The following is a 17,458-nucleotide window of genomic DNA, read 5'->3' as shown; positions in this document are numbered from 1 at the left end:
ACGCTACGCCCGGGCTGCTCAGGCGTCGATGTCGTCCAGGCCGGCGATGACGATCTCGAGCAGCCGCGCGAGTTCGTGGCGCTCGTCGTCGGTGAGGCCCCGCAGCGTGTCGCTCTCGACGACGTTCGACTCGCGCACGGCCTCGCTGAAGAGGGCCCAGCCGTCCGCGGTGAGCGAGACGAGGGTGCGGGTGCGGTTGGACTCGTCGGGCCGGCGTTCGAGCAGGCCGCGGCCCGCCATTTTGTCGAGGCGGTGGGTCATGGACGAGGGGGCCACGTTGGACAGGTCGGCGAGCTGGCTGGGCGTCAGGCACGTCTCGCCGGCACGGGCCAGGGCCGCGAGCACCGCCCACTCCCCCTGGGTCAGGTCGAGGTCGGCGAGCTGCCGCGTGTACCACTGGTCGAGCCGCTTGGTCACGGCATACAGGGCGGTGATGGCGCGCTGGACGGTCTCCTCACCACCGGCGGCGACGTAGGACGCGACCGCCTGCCGGTGCTGCTCCCGCGCGCTCCTCCGCTTCGTTGCCATGCGGGAATTGTCGCACGGGCTGTTCGGTTGCTAATATTTCGAGGCCGAACTTCGCCTTCGAAACCTTCCATGCCGAAGCGGCCCCACTCAACGTCGACTCCCAGAAAGGGTGTGAATTCGTCATGCGCGCCAAGCTGCTCATCGTGGCCTCGTCCATCGGAATGTTCGGCTGGGGAGCCGTCCTGCCCTACCAGTACGCGTATGCCGCGGACACCCGTGGGTGGGGCGCGCTCGCCGCCGCTGCGGCCGCCTCGCTCTTCTCGGTCGGGGCCCTCGTCGCCGCACCCATCGCCGGCCGCCTCAGCGACCGGTTCGACCCGGTCCGCGTCGCGGTCCTCGCCCAGCTGCTCGGCGCCGTGGGCGTGGGCAGCCTCGTCCTGTCCGACTCCCCGAGGACCTTCCTGCTCGGGATGTTCGTCTTCGGCCTCGGCCTGACCGCGGCTGTCCCGGCGAAGCAGGTCCTTGTGCTGCGCTGGGTCGGCACGGACGACCGGCGCAAGACCTTCGCCTACAAGTTCACCGGTGAGGCGATCGGCATGGCGATCGGTGCCTACCTCGCCGGCCGCCTGGTCAACCTGAACGAGGCGCACGGGCTCGACGTCGGCTTCATCACCGCTGCGGCCGGGTTCGTCATCTCGTCGGCCATCATCTTCACCGCCGGTATCGGCGCCGGCTCCCACCCGGACAGCGGGCTCGAGGGCAGCGGGGCCGCCTCGTCGGCCACCCCGCGTGAGGCGATCCGGGCGATCTTCGCGACGCCGGCCCTGCGCTGGACCGCGGTCATCACCGTCACGCTGGCGCTCGGCTTCTACGCCCAGTTCGAGTCCGGCCTGCCGGCGTACGCCCTGACCGTGCTGCACGTCGACTCGACGGCGATCGGCACGGCGGCGGCGGTCAACTCGATCGTCATCGTCGCGCTCCAGGTCGTCATCGTCCGGGTCACGGCGCGCCGCAGCGCCCCGAGCCTGCTGATGGCGGTCGGCTCGATCTGGACGCTGTCGTGGGTCGTCCTGTCGATGGCGCAGTTCCAGCCCGGCATCGCGTCGGCCCTGTTCGTCACGACGTTCGGGATCTTCGCGGTCGGCGAGACGATGTACTCCCCGATCCTCAACCCGCTCACTGCCTCGCTCGCGCCGCGCGGCATGGTCGGGCAGACGCTCGGGACGTTCGCCGCCCTGCAGACGACGTTCTCCGCCATCGGCCCGCTCGTGGCCGGCGCCCTGCTCGGTGCCGGACTCGCGGACGGGTTCCTCGGCCTGCACCTCGTCATCAGCCTGGTCGCCGTGTATGCCGCGTGGCGGCTCCGCGGCGCGATGCGTCGGGACCGGAGCCGGGCCGTCCACCCGAGCATGGCTCGCCCGGCCACCGACCGGCCCGAGCAGCAGCTCGACCTGCCCACCGGGTCCGACCTGGCCGAGCAGCCGGTCGACCCCATCCAGAGCCTCGACCCCGTCCACCCGCACCCCCCGAGCGGACCGTTCGAGGGTGAGACCGGTGGTACACCGGTCAGTTCTGCCACGAATCCCGCGTTCGGCTGACGCACGCAGGATCGCTTCCCGAACGGTTTTTGTGGGTGGGGTGACTGCTGGGACGGAGGGCTCACTCGACGTGGGAGGGGAGCGGCACCAGTCGAGTGAGCGCCTCGTCCCACTGGCCCCACCTCGAACGGTCTGTTCGCGGAGGCACCAACTGCGGGGTCAGCGGGACTGGAACGCCTCGATGCGGTCGATGGCCTCGGCGACGGCGGTGCTGCCCGCCGCGAAGCTGAGCCGGACGCACCGGGCGCCGTTCCGCTCGTCGAAGTCGAGGCCGGGCGTCACCGCGACGCCGGCCTCCTCCAACAACGCCGAGGCGTATGCCGCTGAGCTGCCGAAGCGGTCGAGCTGGCTCCCGAGGTCGGCGTAGTAGTAGAACGCGCCGTCCGCCGGGGCCGCCTCGCCCCAGCCGAGCCGGGCGGCGTGGTCGAGCAGCAGCCGCCGGGTGCGGGCGAACTCCTCGACGGCCGCCTCGCACTCGCGGTACGACTCCTCGGCGAAGGCCGCGACCGCGGCATACTGCGCCGGTGCGGGCGGGCAGAGCGCGACGTTGCCGGCGAGCGCGTCGACGGGCCGGACCAGCTCCTCGGGCAGCAGCAGCCAGCCGAGCCGCCAGCCGGTCATCCCCCAGTACTTGCTGAACGACGAGACGACGACGGCGGAGTCGTCGAGCTCCCAGGCGCACACGCCCCGAGGGTCGGCGGCGCCGGGGTCGGGGTAGGTGACACCGTGGTAGATCTCGTCGCTGACGAGCCGCACCCCGTTGGCGGCGCACCAGTCGGTGATCGCGGCCAGCTCGGGCCGGTCGACCATCGTCCCGGTCGGGTTCGCCGGTGAGGCGAGGATGAGCCCGGCGAGCGGCGCCTGCCGGTGCGCGGCCTCGAGCAGCTCGGGGGTGGGCTGGTAGCGCACCTCCGGGCCGCAGTCGATGTCGACGACCTGGCAGCCGAGTGCCGCGAGGATGTTCCGGTACGCGGGGTAGCCGGGCCGGGCCAAGGCGACCCGGTCACCGGCGTCGAAGGCGGCGAGGAACGCGAGGACGAAGCCGCCCGAGGACCCGGTCGTGATGGCAACCCGGGCGGGGTCGACGTCGAGGCCGTACCAGCGCCGGTAGTGACCGGCGACCTCACGGCGCAGCTCGTGGATGCCGAGCGCCGACGTGTAGGTGAGCGGGCGGCCCGACGAGTGGATGTCCGACGCCGCGGCCGACACGAGTGACGGCGCGCCGCCCGACGGCTCCCCGGCGCAGAGCGAGATGACATCCCGGCCCTCGGCGCGCAGCACGGCGACGCGGTCGAGGATGTCCATGACCTGGAACGGCGTGACGGCCGACCGTCGGGACACGGGCAGGGCTTCGCGAAAGGAGGGCGGCAGCGAGGTCACCGGCCCAGTGTCCCCCAGCGCGCGGCATACGGACGCCTCGGCCCGCCCTGCCCGAGCGGACCTAGCCTGTCCCGCGTGACCCAGACCGACTCCCCCGCGACTCGGCCCACGCGGCGCGCCGCGCGGCCCCGGTGGCACCGCGCGTGGACGATCGCTGCCATCACCCTCGGCGCCCTCGTCGCGGCGGCCGCCTTCCGCAGCTCGACCGGGGTGCTGATGGAGCCGATCGAGCGCGAGTTCGGCTGGGACCGCACGACGACCTCGGGGGCGGTCAGCCTCAACCTCGTCCTGTTCGGGCTCGTGGCGCCCTTCGCCGCGGCCCTCATGGACCGGTGGGGCGTGCGCCGGATCGTCACCGCCGCGCTCGGGCTGGTCGGCCTCGCGAGCGCCGCGACCTTGCTCATGACGGCCGCCTGGCACCTCTGGCTGCTCTGGGGCCTCGTCATCGGCGTCGGCACGGGGATGATCGCGCTCGTCTTCGGCGCGATCGTCGCGAACCGGTGGTTCGTCGAGCGGCGCGGCCTCGTCATGGGCATCTTCTCGGCGGGCAACGCGACCGGGCAGCTGCTCTTCCTGCCCGTCATCGCGGCGGCCGCGGAGCACTCCGGCTGGCGGCTCTCGGCGCTTATCGTCGCCGGCCTCGCGCTCGTCCTCATGGCGCTCACCTGGCTGCTGTTGCGTGACCATCCCCACGAGGTCGGGCTGCTGCCGTACGGTGCCCCGGCCGACTACGTCCCGCCGGTCTCTCCGCACGCGGAGCGGCCGCTGCTCGCCGCGATCCGCGTGCTGAGGCAGGCGAGCCGGACGTGGACGTTCTGGGCGCTGATGGCGACGTTCTTCGTCTGCGGCTGGACGACGAACGGGCTGATCCAGACCCACTTCGTCCCGGCCGCCCACGACCACGGCATGCCGACCACGACGGCCGCCGGCCTGCTCGCGATCGTCGGGGTCTTCGACATCCTCGGCACCGTCGCGTCGGGGTGGCTCACCGACCGGCTCGACCCGCGGTTCCTGCTCGCCGTCTACTACGCCCTGCGGGGCCTCTCGCTCTTCACGCTGCATCAGCTGCTCGCCGAGACGGTGCAGCCGCAGTTGTGGGTGTTCATCGTCTTCTACGGGCTCGACTGGGTGGCCACCGTGCCGCCGACCGTGGCCCTCTGCCGGGCGCACTTCGGCCTGCACGACTCCGGCATCGTCTTCGGCTGGACGTTCGCGGCGCACATGGTCGGGGCCGGCGCCGGCGCGAGCGTCGCCGGCTGGATCCGGGCGACGGACGGCAGCTATGCCACCGCCTGGCACATCGCCGGCGCCCTCTGCCTGGTGGCGACGGTGATCGCCCTGACGATCCGTCCGTCCCGGTCCGCTGGGTCGGCCGGATCAGCCCGAGCCGGCGGGGTCGGCCGGGGATGAGGTGCCGACTCAGCCCTCGAACCGGCCGCGGACGCAGAACTCGTTGTAGGTGAACCAACGGCCCACAGGGCGCGGGAACGGGAAGCTGTAGGAGCGCTCGACCCGGACGCCGGCATCCTGCAGGAGCCGGCGGAGGTCGTCGTCGGTCATGAAGTGCACGTGGGTCCGGTCCCTCCGGAAGCCGCGCTCCTGGGGGCAGATGGCGAAGACGTGACCGCCCGGCCTGAGGAAGGGCAGGTACTGCTTGAGCAGCACGGCCGCCTCGTCGAGGGTCATGTGTTCGAAGATGTGCGAGAACAACAGGGAGTCGAACGCGCCGGGCCGGCCGACGTCGCGGACGAACTCCTCGCTGGTGAAGGCTTCCAGCCCCCGTCGGCGGGCCAGGGCGACGAGCTGCGGGTTGTGGTCCACCCCGACCGAGCCCACCGGCAGGCTGAGCAGGTTGCGGCCGGTCCCGGAACCGACGTCCAGCGTCGCCCCGAGCCGCTGCGCCCGAAGGTGCAGCTGGTAGGGCAGCTGCACCGGGACGAGCCTCTTCCACCAGGTGCGCTGCCCGTGCCACAGCTCGTCCGCGTAGTCCTGAGTCTGCGTGTCCTTCATCGTGGTTCCTCTCTGCCGGAACCTCGCTCACCAGGTGGGTGAGTGCCGGGACGCCCCCGCTGATCCGCCGAACGACGGTCGTCGCGAGCGACCCGGGCCGTCATGGTAGTTCGGCCAGCCGGGAAACCGGTGGGTCGATCAGCCGCACCCCAGCCACCCCTGCCCCGTGGTGAGTAGGCTCCCGGGCATGTCGGTGCACGATGCGGTGACCACCACCGGACCCGGCGTCGCCTCTCTCGTCGACGTCACCACCAGGGACCCCATCGACCGCGACTGGGTCGCCCGGGCGGTGCAGCTCATCCAGGCCGACGCGAACCGCAGCGCCGACACCCACCTGCTCACCGTCCCGCTGACCGGCTGCCCCGGCGTCGACCTCTATCTCAAGGACGAGTCGACCCACCCGACCGGCAGCCTCAAGCACCGGCTCGCGCGCTCGCTCCTGCTGTATGCGCTCTGCAACGGCCAGCTCGGACCGGGCATGACGGTCGTCGAGGCGTCCAGCGGCTCGACCGCGATCAGCGAGGCCTACTTCGCGCGCATGCTCGGCCTGCCGTTCGTCGCCGTCATGGCCCAGTCGACGAGCGCCGAGAAGATCGCCCTCATCGAGCGCGAGGGCGGCCGCTGCCACCTCGTCGCCGACCCGTCGACCGTCTACGACGAGGCGGCGCGGATCGCCCGGGAGTGCGGCGGCCTCTACGTCGACCAGTTCAGCCACGCCGAGCGGGCCACCGACTGGCGCGGCAACAACAACATCGCCGAGTCGATCTTCGCCCAGATGTCGCAGGAGCCGCATCCGGTGCCGCGGTGGATCGTCGTCGGCGCGGGCACCGGAGGCACGAGCGCCACGATCGGCCGCTACGTCCGCTACCGGGCGGTCCCGACGCAGATCTGCGTCGTCGACCCCGAGGGCTCGGCCTTCCTGCCGGCCTGGCGCGGCGACGACGGCGGCCGGGCGCACCCGTCACGCATCGAGGGGATCGGGCGACCCCGGGTCGAGCCCAGCTTCATCGGCACGGTCGTCGACCGGATGATGGGCGTCCCGGATGCCGCGTCGATTGCAGCCATGCGCTTCCTGCGCGAGCGCACCGGGCTCGCGGCCGGCGCCTCCACCGGCACCGCGCTCTACGGCGCCCTCCGGCTCGCGTGCGAGCTGCACCAGGCAGGTGAGGCGGGCAGCATCGTCTCGCTCGTCTGTGACCGCGGCGAGCGCTACGACACGACGTACGGCTCGGATGCCTGGCTCGAGCGCCAGGCCATCGACATCGACCCGTATGCCGCTGTGCTGGCTGCCGCGTGGGACTCGGGTGAGTGGCTCGGCTGAGCCGAGCGAGGGCCGGTGTGCGGGCCAGAGGAGGTGCGATGAGCGAGGATGACGAGCCGGTCGCCTTCACGGCCCTGGTCCCGGGAGTGCCCGTGGTCACCCGCGACGGGCGGCGATCGGGTCCGTCGTGACGGTCCTCGCCGACCCGGACCAGGACATCTTCCACGGGCTCGTCGTGTCCACCCCCGACGGGCGCCGCTTCGTCTCGCGGGACCAGGTCGAGCTGATGACACGGGCCCGGGTCGTCTGCGGGTTGACGGATGACGAGGTGTCCCACCTGCCGGCATCCCCACCGGGGGCCGAGAGAGAGCCGGAGACGATCTTCGCCTCGACCGGCCCCTCGACCAGGTCCGGGCCCTCGGGGCGTTTCGTCACCGTCGTGCGGTGCATGCGTGGTGGCCTCTTCCAGGCCCTGTGGGTCCCGGGGGTCTCGTTCACCGCCGTGCGGCTCGGCCCCTACCGGATCATGCGGTGCCCGGTGCATGACCGGGTCGAGCTGGTCCGGATGGTCGACGAGAGCACCCTGACCCGTGAGGAACTCGAGCAGGCGGCCCGCTACCCGGCGGGGCGCATCCCGTGACGCCGCTCAGCGGACGGGCCGGACGTGCTCCGGCACGCCCCGCCACCACCCGATGAGGTCGCGCGTCATCGTAGCCAGCGCCGGCGAGGCGGCCAGCAGGCGGCCCGCGTCGAGGTCACTGACGACACCCTCCAGCAGGTCGTAGCGGCCGCGCATCCCGAGGGCGTAGGCGTGTCCCCGGATCAGGGCCTCCGCGTCGGCGGGACGCGGGCCCTCCCGCACGACGTCGGTGAGCCGGGCCAGGAGGCGTGCGTCCCTGGCCTCGCGGACCGGCCCCGCCGGCTCGGTGCAGTTGCCCACCGCGTTCGCCGCCTCGTAGGCGAGGTCGACGTCGCCTCCTGGATCGCAGGCGATGTCGGTGACGAGGTCGAGGGCCTCCGGCTGCATGAGCCAGGACAGGACCGAGAGGCACTCGTGGGCCGCGACGTCGTTCCCGTCGCGAAGCGCCGCGCGCAGCTCCTCGATGTATGCCCGCCCGACGACCGGACCCTGGGGCGAGAGCATCAGCACGGCGAGGGCGTTGCCGTTCGTCTCCTCGTTCGTCTCGCCGATGGCCGCCCCGATCACCGCATCGAGCACCGGCTCCTCACGGTCGGACGGCGAGAGCCAGTGCTCGAGCGTGCGGCGGATCCGCACACGCAGCTCCCGCAGCTCACCGGGGCGCAGGGACCGCCCGGCCATGATGATCGAGGCGGCGAAGTTCTGGTTGTCCACGGTGAGGCCGGCCGCGAGACGCTCGCGCCCGGGGAGGTCGACGACCCGGATGAGGTTCGCCGCGCCCCGCCGGACCCGGAAGCTGCGCTCGGTGTCACGCAGGTGCTCGAGCGCGAGCCGGACGACTTCGATGACGCCGTGCGAGGCGAGACGGCCCCGCTGCACGTGGGAGGTGAGCGCGAGCAACGCGGAGCGGAGCGCGTGGTCGTTCGTCGGGTTGCGCAGCTGGCCCACGAGCACCTCGATCACGGCGGGGTGCGAGGCGTACCTCAGCAGCGAGGCGATGTCGACGTAGAGCTGCTCGGCCGGGTCCCGCAGTCCGGCCTCCGCGAGACGTGCGACGAGCGCCTCGGTGCGCGGGTGCCGGACGAAGCGAACGGCCGCGCCGTAGCGCTGGGCGAACTCGAGGTCGAGACTGAGGCCGGTCTCCTGGTTGCAGCGCCGGAACAACGCCTCCCAGTCCCGCTCGCGGAGCAGGACGTGCGGCATCCTCGCGAGGTTGCCCGAGAGCCGGTCCCAGTCGAGCCCGGACATGTGCTCGGTGCTGAGAGCGCGTTCGACGAGCGCGAGCGTCTCGTGCGCGTCCGGCTCTCCCCGGTGGTGCAGCACCGCCGGGGTCGACGGACCGTCGAGCATGCTGCGGGCGAAGACGTCGATCGTCGCCAGCAGCTGTCCCTCGGGGAGGGCGAGCACCTGCTCATAGCGCCGCACGAGCTCGTGGGTCACGGCGACGCCGCCGCTCTCCCACCGGCCGACCTGGGATCGGTGGACCGGCGCCGCTCGGCCGGCACCGGCGGCGAAGCCGCTCGCACCCCGGACCTCCGGGTCCGCCGCATGGATCCGGGCGTTGCGCAGGACCCAGAGCATCTTCTGCCCCAGATCGCCGTACTGCATGGTTCTTCCGTCCGTGGGGGCCCGTCGGCTCGGACGAGCCTGCGCGAGCGGGACCCCTCGCGTGACGCACCATAGCCGGGACCAAGACCGATGCGGGGGAAACGACGGTGACACGCGTTCGGGGCCGGGGCAGGATTCCCCGGCCCACGGCCCTCTCAACCACCGGGGCGGCAAGCCCAGCCGTCAGCCCGGGGGTGAGCCCAGCGGCATACCGCGTCTACGCTGCCGTCATGACGCAGGCCTACCACGCTGACTCGTCCGACCTCGAGGTGAAGGAGGTCCTCACGTGGGACCTCTTCGGCACCGCCTCGAGGGAGCTCGCCCAGGCGGTCGCGGACTCGGGCTTCGAGCCGGAGATCCTCATCGCGGTCGCACGCGGGGGCCTGCTGCCGGGCGGGGCGCTCGCGTACGCCCTCGGCCTGAAGCTGACGGACGCGATCAACGTGGAGTTCTACACGGACGTGCACGAGACGCTGCCGGACCCGGTCCTGCTCGCCCCACTGCTCGACACCGACAGCATCCGGGGGCGCCGACTGCTCGTCGTCGACGACGTGGCCGACTCCGGGCGGACCCTCGCGCTCGTCCTCGACCTGCTGCGTGAGCACGGGGCCGAGGCGAGGAGCGCCGTCATCTACGCGAAGTCGCGCTCGGAGCTGGAGCCCGACTACGTGTGGCGGCATACCGACGAGTGGATCGTCTTCCCGTGGTCGGCGGACGAGCCGGTCAGCTCGGCGGCGAGCCGGGACTGACCCCGACCGGGAGCAGGCGCTCCCGCGACCGGGCAGGTCCCGGACGTCCTCGCCGTGCTCAGCGCCGAGCCGCCACGGCGAGCAGCCCGCCGGCGAGGCCGAGGTTCTTCAGGACCTGGATCCGGTTCGCGTTGCGGACCTGCGGGTCCTCCGCCTTCCAGAAGGCGTGCCCGGCGATCGTCGTCGGGACGAGGGAGCCGACCAGGCCGAGCGCGGCGACGCGCGGCAGGATACCGAGGGCCAGCGCGGCACCCCCCGCAGCCATGGCGGCGCCGTTGAAGCGCACCGCTGCCTCGGGGTTGGGCAGGCCCAGGTCCGCGGCCGCGTCCACCCGGCCGCCCGGGTTTGTCGCCGCCTCGTAGCCCAGCCAGGCGAAAGTCGTGCCGAGCGCGAGACGGGACAGGCGGTCGGCGGCTGTGCTCGCCAGGGACATGGGGCACTCCTTCTCTGCGACGGCCCGGCACGGTCCCGCCGGGTGGCAAGTGCCCAGTCTCTCGCACCGTTCTGGGACCGTGACGGCGGCGGGGGGTCGGTGCTAGACAGGAACCACATGTCGGACCTCTGAAGGGATCGTCGTGACTGCTGTGCCCGAGCTCGCGCCCTCACTCGTCGTGACGTCGCGCCTGACCATGAACGTCTGGACCTCCGGCCCCGAGGACGGCCGGCCCGTCCTGCTCATCCATGGCAACCTCACCACCGGCGGCTTCTGGAGGTATGTCGCCGAGCGGCTGCCGGACGACGTGCGGGTCATCGCCCCCGACATGCGCGGGTTCGGGAAGACCGACGCCGAGCCGGTGACCGCGACGAACGGGCTCGCCGACATGGTCGAGGACGTCCGCAGCCTCCTCGAGGCGCTCGAGCTCACGGACTCGCGGCTCGTCGCCGCGGGCTGGTCGATGGGCGGCGGCGTCCTGCAGCAGTACCTCCTGACCCACCCCGCCGACCTTGGTGGGCTCGTGCTCATCGCGCCGCTCTCGCCATACGGGTTCGGCGGCACGAAGGGCGACGACGGCACCCTGTGCTTCCCCGACGCGGCCGCCTCCGGCGCGGGTGGGGCCAACCCGCAGTTCGTCGTCCGGCTCGCCGCCGGGGACCGGAGCGAGGACGACCCGCAGACGAGCCCCAGGGTCGTGATGCGGACCTTCTTCGGCGCCGGCGCCAACGCCGAGAACGTCGACGAGGAGTTCCTCCTCGGCGAGCTGCTCACCACCCGCACCGGCGAGGACTTCTACCCCGGATCGACCACCCCCTCCGAGAACTGGCCCGGCGCGGCCCCGGGCACCTTTGGCATCCTCAACACGATGACGCCGGACCACTATGACGCCTCGGGCATCGTCGCGCTCGAGACCAAGCCGCCGAACACGTGGCTGCACGGCACCGAGGACCAGGTCGTCTCCGACCGGTCCCTCTTCGACCTCGCCACCCTCGGCGAGATGGGCGCGATCCCGGGCTGGCCGGGCGCCGAGGTCCTCCCGCCCCAGCCGATGGTCGGGCAGATGCGCGCGGTCCTCGCCGACTACCAGGCGGGCGGCGGGCAGGTGAACGAGGTGGCCCTGGAGGGCATCGGCCACGGCATCCCGCTCGAGGCGCCGGGGCGGGTGGCCGACGAGCTGATGGCCCTGCTCGAGCGGGCGCCGGGAGACGGCCTGCCGCCGGTTCAGGCCTGACCGGTCCCCCCGGCCGGGGCACCGACCCCGGGTTTGGCGGCCCTGCACGTTTTATCTACAGTTAGGACCGTGAAAAACCGCGGCGCCGGACGGACGCTCTCGCGCGCGGTCTTCCTCGTCCCGGCCGGCATCGCGATGCTGGCCGGGGTCGACGCCGCCCTGCTCCTCCTCGGCCTCGGCGCCCCCGTGTCGGCACCACGCCTCGGGGACCTCCACGGGATGCTCATGGTCGTCGGCTTCCTCGGCACCCTCATCGCAATGGAGCGTGCCGTCGCGCTGCGCCACCCCCTCGGGTATGCCGCTCCCCTCCTCCTCGGCCTCGGCGGCCTCACGCTCCTCACCCCGGCGCCGCTCGCCCTCGGTCAGCTCCTGCTCGTCGACGGTGCGGTCGCCTTCGTCGCCGTCTATGCCGCCCTCTGGAGGCGCAACCACGACGACGTCGTCATCGTCGAGCTCCTCGGCGCGGTCCACCTCGCCATCGCGACGGTCCTGTGGCTCCGCGTCGACGTGCCCTGGCTCATGCCGTGGCTCGTCGGCTTCGTCGTCCTGACCATCTGCGCGGAGCGGGTCGAGCTGGCCCGGCTCGCCATGCCGAGCACCGGCGGCCGCACCCTGGTCCTGCACGCCGGAGGCCTCACCACCGCGCTCGTCGCGACGCTGCTCTGGCCCCAGGCCGGCGCCCGGCTGGCAGGCCTCGTCATCGCGTCACTCGTCCTCTGGCTGGTCCGGCACGACGTGGCACGCAGGACGATCCGGTCGTCGGGCCTGCCGCGGTTCAGCGCGGCGGCCCTCCTCTGTGGCTACGCCTGGCTCCTCCTCGCCGCCCTCGCCTGGCTGGCCGGCGGCGCGCAGACGAAGGGCAGCGCCTACGACCTCGTCGTCCACTCGGTCATGCTCGGCTTCGCGATCTCGATGGTGATGGCCCACGCGCCGGTCATCCTGCCCGCCGTCCTCCGCCGTCCGCTGCCCTATCGCGCGGTCATGTGGGTGCCGCTCGGCCTCATGCACGCGGGCCTGCTGCTGCGGGTCGGCGCGGGCGACCTCGCCGGCTCGCACACGATCTGGCAGGCCGGCTCGGTCGTCAACGTGGTCGCCCTGCTGCTCTTCGTCGTCGTCGCGATCGGCGCGGCCGTCGCAGGGCCGCCCCGTCGTCGGCCCGCACGCACCGACCCGGGTCAGCGTGACCCTGCAAGCAAGGCCAGCGGCATACCTCTCACCCCTACGACCCGGAGACCCTCATGAGCACCCGCGGATCGTGGTTCATGCGCGACCGGCCCGTCGTCATCTGGCTCTTCGCCGCCTTCGTGGTCAGCCTGGTGCATCCCTTCTTCGCGTCGTCGCGGTGGCTGATGGTCCACCTCGTCGTCCTCGGCGCGCTGACCCATGCCGCGATGGTGTGGAGCGTCCACTTCACCGACGCCCTCCTCAAGACCCGCGCCGGGTTCGAGGAGCGGCGCCTCCAGTCGATGCGCCTCGGCGTCTTCCAGCTCGGCGCCATCGCCGTCTTCGTCGGGGTGCCCGCGACGATCTGGCCGCTGACGGTCGCCGGCGCGACCCTGATCTCGACCGCCGTGATCTGGCACGCGGTCATGCTCGTCCGACGGCTCCGGGCGGCGCTGCCGGGCCGGTTCCGGATCACGGTGCGCTACTACATCGTCGCGGCGCTGCTGTTGCCCGTGGGAGCGACCTTCGGCGTCCTCCTCGCGCGCGGGCTCGGCGACCCATGGCACGGCCGGCTGCTCGTCGCCCACACGATGACCAACCTGCTCGGCTGGATCGGACTGACCGTGCTCGGCACCCTCGTCACGCTGTGGCCGACGATGCTGCGCACCCGGATGGCGCCGAACGCCGAGTCCGCCTCGCAGCGCGCCCTGCCGATCCTCGCGGCCGGGCTGCTGCTCGTGGTGCTCGGGCCCATCGTCGACCACGCCCTGCTCGGCACGGTCGGAATCGTCGTCTACCTCATCGGCACTCTGTGGGTCTACCGGCCGATCCTCACCGCCGCCCGCCAGCGGCCGCCGATGGCGTTCCCGACCATGTCCGCCGGCGCCGGGCTCGTGTGGCTCCCGGCGGGCCTCGTCCTCATGGCCTGGTCCCTCGTCGCCCGCGGGTCGTGGGCGGCGCTCGCCGACCACTACGGCCTGCTCACGGCGATCTTCGTGGTCGGCTTCGCGCTGCAGGTGCTGCTCGGCGCGCTCAGCTACCTGCTCCCCGTGGTCATCGGTGGCGGTCCCTCCGTGCTCCGGGCCGGGATGACCGAGCTGGAGCGGTGGAGCACGCTGCGGGTCGTGGTGGCGAACCTCGGGCTCGCGCTGTGCCTGCTGCCCGTCCCCAGCCTCGTGCGGGTCGTCCTGTCGGTGCTGACCCTCGCCGCGCTCGCCGTCTCGATCCCACTCATGCTCCGAGGCATCTACGCGTCGATCAAGGCGAAGCGCGCCCTCGAGGGCCAGCCGGCGACGGCTGGCGTGCGGCACGTCGAGACGGCTCCGAGGACGTGGTCACGTCCGCAGCTCATCGCCGGAGTGGCGGTGATCGCCGTCGGGGCAACGCTCGGCGTCGGCCTCGACCCCGCCGCGGCCGGGCTGACCAGCGCGGCCGGCCAAGGGGCCACCAGCTCGGTCACGCCCACCGGCCACACGACCACGGTCAACGTGACCGCCAAGGACATGCGCTTCCAGCCGTCGGAGGTGTCGGTCCCCGTCGGCGACAAGCTCGTCATCAACCTGGTCAACACCGATGCCAAGGACGTGCACGACCTCGTCCTCGCGAACGGGGTGACGAGCGGCCGCCTCTCCCCGGGGCAGAAGGGGACCGTCGATGTCGGCGTCGTCGGCTCGTCCATCGACGGCTGGTGCTCGGTCGTCGGCCACCGCCAGATGGGCATGGTCTTCAAGGTCAAGGCCGTCGGCGCGAGCGCCACCGAGTCGGCGTCCGGAGCGAACGGATCCGAGATGCCAGGCATGGCGCACTCCGGCGCGAGCGGACCCAGCCCCGCGATCGACTTCATGAAGCAGTGGCCAGCCGGCTTCACGGCATACGACCCCGTTCTGCCGCCGCTGACCAGCGAGAAGGTGCACAAGCTGACCCTCACGGTCGAGGACGTCAAGACCGAGGTGGCGCCCGGGGTGACGCAGACCCGCTGGACCTACAACGGGTCGTCGGTGGGGCCGGTCCTGCACGGCCGGGTGGGCGACACCTTCGAGGTGACCCTCGTCAACAAAGGCGCGATGGGCCACTCCATCGACTTCCACGCGAGCGACCTCGCGCCGGACGGCCCGATGCGCACGATCCAGCCGGGCCAGTCGCTCGTCTACCGCTTCACGGCCCAGCGCTCCGGCGTGTGGATGTACCACTGCTCGACGATGCCGATGTCGACCCACATCGCGGCCGGGATGGCCGGCGCCGTCGTCATCGAGCCCCCCGGCCTGCCGCAGGTCGGCCGCTCCTACGTCATCACCCAGTCCGAGCTCTACCTCGGTGCTCAGGGCGACCCGGTCAACGCGACGAAGGTCGCCGCGGACCAGCCCGACGCCATCATGTTCAACGGCTTCGTGAACCAGTACGTCGACCGGCCCCTCACCGCCAAGGTCGGCGAGCGGGTCCGGATCTGGGTCCTCGACGTCGGCCCGAGCCGGCCGCTGTCCTTCCACGTCGTCGGCGCCCAGTTCGACACCGTCTACAAGGAGGGGACCTACCTCCTCAAGGACGGCCGCGGCCCCCTCGACCCGCCGGGCTCGCACACCGGCGGCTCGCAGTCGCTGGACCTGCTCCCTGCCCAGGGCGGATTCGTCGAGCTGACCTTCCCCGAGGCCGGGCACTATTCGCTCGTGAACCACATCATGACCTACGCCGAGCGCGGGGCCCGCGGCATCTTCGCGGTCACGCCGTAGCCGACGCAGTATGCCGCTGGGCCCGCACCGCGAGTGCGGTGCGGGCCCAGCGCCCCGACGTCAGGACTGCGACGTCAGGACCGTGTCACTGGACGACGGCGAGGGTGTCGACGACCCCGGCTCCGAAGAAGCTGTTGTCGTCGGGGGTGCCGGTGCAGGCCGCGGTGTTGGCCGGGCACGGCTTGGCGGTGGCGCGCGCCTTGAGCTCGGCAACCATGGTGGCCGGGTCCCAGGTCGGGTGTGCCGACTTCATCTGGGCCATGACGCCGGCGACGTGCGGGCTCGCCATCGACGTGCCGCTCTTGGTGCCGTAGCCGTCCGCGCCCGTACGCGTGTTCCACGTCGTCGAGTAGATCGACGAGCCGGGGGCGGCGACGTCGATCTTGCCGAGGCCGTAGTTGGAGAAGGACGACCGGACGCTGTCGAGCGTCGAGCCGACCCGCTGCAGGGACGCGACCGTGACGACACCGTCGAGCTCGGCCGGGATGTCGTTGCAGTGGCTGTTGATCGTGCGCACGGTCGGCTTGGGCGCGTCGTTGGGGCTGCCCTTGTCGACCGTCTTGTTCGCCATGTCGTAGTTCGAGTTGCCGGCTGCTGCGACGTTGACGACACCCTGCGACGTGGCCCATGCCACGGCGCGCCGGACGGCCTCCTTGCTCGCCGCCTGGTCGCTCTGGTCGTCACACCAGAACTCGAACGGGTCGACGTAGTAGGAGTTGTTCGTCACGTCCATGTGCTTCATGCCGGCCCAGACGAAGCCGCAGATGGCGTACTCCGGGTAGATGAAGCCGTCGTTGTTGACGACTTTGACCGAGGCCATCCGCACGTTGGGGGCGACCCCGACGATGCCGACCTTGTTGCGGGCGGCGGCGATGGTGCCGGCGACGTGGGTGCCGTGGTCGCTCGTCGTCGGCCGCCAGGCGAGCGGCGTCAGGTCGGGACGACCGGCGTCGACGCAGCTGACGGAGTCGGCGACGTCGATGTTGTCCTTGAGGTCGGGGTGCGTCGGCGAGATGCCGCTGTCGAGGACACCGACGAGGACGTTGCGGTTACCGTCCGACAGCTGCTGCGCCTGCGGGGCCTTGATCATCTGCATGTCCCACTGGGAGCCCTCGCTGGGGTCGGTTCCCTCGGCGGGCGACGGGTCGGACGGCAGGTCGCCGTTGTCCGGCTTCTTGGCGCCCTTCTTGTAGCCGTTGGCGCCCGGGCCCCACGGCGGTGCGACCGCAGCCGGCGTGCCTTCGGAGACGCCGGCGGTGCGGGTCGCGCCGACGGAGGCGACGGCGTTGCCGCCCTTCGCGACGACGTTCGCGCGGAAGGCCGCGCGGTCGGAGTGGGCGATGACGACGCCGATCTGCGGCCAGGACTGGACGACGACGCCGCCGGCGGCCTCGACGGCCCGCTCGGCGAGACGGGTCTGACCCGGGTTGGCGATCCGGGTGTTGACGACGTAGCTCATGAGCATGCCGTCGGGGAACTCGGACACGACCGGCGTGGAGGTCGGCTCGTCGGTGACGGCCGCGGACGAGCCCGTGGCGCTGCCGATGAGGCCGGCGCCCACCATGGCGAGCGCAGCGGCCGTGGCCGCCAGGCGTCGCTTGGCGAGGAACTGGTGCATGAGGGTGCTCCTTGGAGGGTGAGGCCGCGGCCCAATAGCCCCGGCTCCGGTGAGGCTAGTGGCGCTGTGGGCACCCCGCACGACATGTCGTGACACGACATTTCTCGTGTCTAGACACCCCCTCCTGGGGATGGCGTCGGCCCGCTCTCCGGGGTGAGGAGAGGCTTACTTTTCTTGACTCGTTCCAGATTGGGTGGAAGGGTGGGCCGTATGCCGCTCACCGACCCCACGACGCTCCTGCGCGATGCCGCGCTGCGCGTCACGAGGCCTCGCCTCGCGGTCCTGGAGCAGCTGCACCGCCACCCGCACGCGGACGCCGACACCATCACGCAGGCGGTCCGCGCCGATCTCGGCAAGGTGTCGACGCAGGCGGTCTACGACGTCCTCTCGGCGCTGACCGACGCCGGCATCGTGCGCCGCATCGAGCCGGCCGGCTCCTCCGCCCGCTACGAGATGCGCGTCGGCGACAACCACCACCACGTCATCTGCCGCGTGTGCGGGGCGAGAGCCCACGAAGACAACGCCAGCGGCGAGCGGGCGGGGCTGCACACCCACGACCACCCCCGCTT

General features: G+C 72.1%; 15 protein-coding genes. 9 read left to right on the top strand and 6 right to left on the bottom strand.

The window, feature by feature from the left end; translation table 11 throughout:
- Positions 1–18: 18 nt before the first annotated feature.
- A complete protein-coding gene (locus ACTHJJ_RS09385; RefSeq protein WP_440302678.1) occupies positions 19–528 on the bottom strand; it encodes a MarR family winged helix-turn-helix transcriptional regulator in 510 nt (169 codons plus the stop codon).
- 122 nt (positions 529–650) lie between these two features.
- Here ACTHJJ_RS09385 and ACTHJJ_RS09380 point away from each other — a divergent pair, with 122 nt between their 5' ends.
- Complete coding sequence (locus ACTHJJ_RS09380) at positions 651–2,066, top strand: MFS transporter (RefSeq protein WP_440302677.1); 1,416 nt, start codon at positions 651–653, stop codon at positions 2,064–2,066.
- A 159-nt stretch (positions 2,067–2,225) separates the two neighbouring features.
- Here ACTHJJ_RS09380 and ACTHJJ_RS09375 read toward each other — a convergent pair whose 3' ends face one another.
- Complete coding sequence (locus tag ACTHJJ_RS09375; protein WP_440302679.1) at positions 2,226–3,371, bottom strand: aminotransferase class I/II-fold pyridoxal phosphate-dependent enzyme; 1,146 nt, start codon at positions 3,369–3,371, stop codon at positions 2,226–2,228.
- A 150-nt stretch (positions 3,372–3,521) separates the two neighbouring features.
- On the opposite strand from ACTHJJ_RS09375, the gene ACTHJJ_RS09370 reads away from it, so the two are divergent.
- On the top strand, positions 3,522–4,856 hold the full coding sequence (locus ACTHJJ_RS09370; protein WP_440302676.1) for an MFS transporter: 1,335 nt from the start codon (positions 3,522–3,524) through the stop codon (positions 4,854–4,856).
- A gap of 9 nt (positions 4,857–4,865) precedes the next feature.
- On the opposite strand, the gene ACTHJJ_RS09365 is transcribed toward ACTHJJ_RS09370, so the two are convergent.
- Entirely contained in the window at positions 4,866–5,456 is a 591-nt protein-coding gene (locus ACTHJJ_RS09365; RefSeq protein ID WP_440302675.1) for a methyltransferase domain-containing protein, read from the bottom strand.
- Positions 5,457–5,643: 187 nt separating this feature from the next.
- Here ACTHJJ_RS09365 and ACTHJJ_RS09360 point away from each other — a divergent pair, with 187 nt between their 5' ends.
- Together ACTHJJ_RS09360 and ACTHJJ_RS09355 are read left to right on the top strand one after the other, a co-directional pair.
- Positions 5,644–6,777: a PLP-dependent cysteine synthase family protein gene (locus ACTHJJ_RS09360; RefSeq protein ID WP_440302674.1), complete on the top strand. Its 1,134-nt coding sequence runs from the start codon at positions 5,644–5,646 to the stop codon at positions 6,775–6,777.
- Between the two features lie 127 nt (positions 6,778–6,904).
- Complete coding sequence (locus ACTHJJ_RS09355; protein WP_440302673.1) at positions 6,905–7,357, top strand: hypothetical protein; 453 nt, start codon at positions 6,905–6,907, stop codon at positions 7,355–7,357.
- A gap of 6 nt (positions 7,358–7,363) precedes the next feature.
- Here ACTHJJ_RS09355 and ACTHJJ_RS09350 read toward each other — a convergent pair whose 3' ends face one another.
- On the bottom strand, positions 7,364–8,965 hold the full coding sequence (locus ACTHJJ_RS09350; RefSeq protein WP_440302672.1) for a hypothetical protein: 1,602 nt from the start codon (positions 8,963–8,965) through the stop codon (positions 7,364–7,366).
- Between the two features lie 230 nt (positions 8,966–9,195).
- Between ACTHJJ_RS09350 and ACTHJJ_RS09345 the strand changes: the two genes are divergently transcribed.
- Positions 9,196–9,714 (top strand): phosphoribosyltransferase, encoded by a 519-nt coding sequence (locus ACTHJJ_RS09345; RefSeq protein ID WP_440302671.1) that lies wholly within the window; start codon positions 9,196–9,198, stop codon positions 9,712–9,714.
- A 58-nt stretch (positions 9,715–9,772) separates the two neighbouring features.
- Here the strand turns inward: ACTHJJ_RS09345 and ACTHJJ_RS09340 are convergent, their stop codons facing one another.
- Positions 9,773–10,147, bottom strand: coding sequence for a DoxX family membrane protein (locus tag ACTHJJ_RS09340; protein ID WP_440302670.1), 375 nt, complete (start codon positions 10,145–10,147; stop codon positions 9,773–9,775).
- 142 nt (positions 10,148–10,289) lie between these two features.
- On the opposite strand from ACTHJJ_RS09340, the gene ACTHJJ_RS09335 reads away from it, so the two are divergent.
- The 3 genes from ACTHJJ_RS09335 (at position 10,290) to ACTHJJ_RS09325 (ending at position 15,271) form a co-directional block, all read left to right on the top strand.
- A complete protein-coding gene (locus ACTHJJ_RS09335; RefSeq protein ID WP_440302669.1) occupies positions 10,290–11,381 on the top strand; it encodes an alpha/beta hydrolase in 1,092 nt (363 codons plus the stop codon).
- A 69-nt stretch (positions 11,382–11,450) separates the two neighbouring features.
- Complete coding sequence (locus tag ACTHJJ_RS09330) at positions 11,451–12,623, top strand: hypothetical protein (RefSeq protein WP_440302668.1); 1,173 nt, start codon at positions 11,451–11,453, stop codon at positions 12,621–12,623.
- Positions 12,620–15,271, top strand: a complete 2,652-nt coding sequence (locus ACTHJJ_RS09325) for a multicopper oxidase domain-containing protein (protein WP_440302667.1) — start codon at positions 12,620–12,622, stop codon at positions 15,269–15,271. The genes ACTHJJ_RS09330 and ACTHJJ_RS09325 overlap by 4 nt, the downstream gene beginning before the upstream one ends.
- An 85-nt stretch (positions 15,272–15,356) precedes the next feature.
- On the opposite strand, the gene ACTHJJ_RS09320 is transcribed toward ACTHJJ_RS09325, so the two are convergent.
- Positions 15,357–16,889, bottom strand: a complete 1,533-nt coding sequence (locus tag ACTHJJ_RS09320; RefSeq protein WP_440302666.1) for a S8 family peptidase — start codon at positions 16,887–16,889, stop codon at positions 15,357–15,359.
- A 210-nt stretch (positions 16,890–17,099) separates the two neighbouring features.
- Between ACTHJJ_RS09320 and ACTHJJ_RS09315 the strand changes: the two genes are divergently transcribed.
- Positions 17,100–17,458, top strand: a 359-nt coding sequence (locus ACTHJJ_RS09315) for a Fur family transcriptional regulator (RefSeq protein WP_440302665.1), incomplete at its 3' end; no start/stop codon positions are given.

The organism is Intrasporangium sp. (assembly GCF_051961875.1).
Lineage (GTDB): Bacteria > Actinomycetota > Actinomycetes > Actinomycetales > Dermatophilaceae > Intrasporangium_A.
Note: the sequence above shows the minus strand (reverse complement) of the source record. Positions and strands in the feature narration are given on the sequence as shown.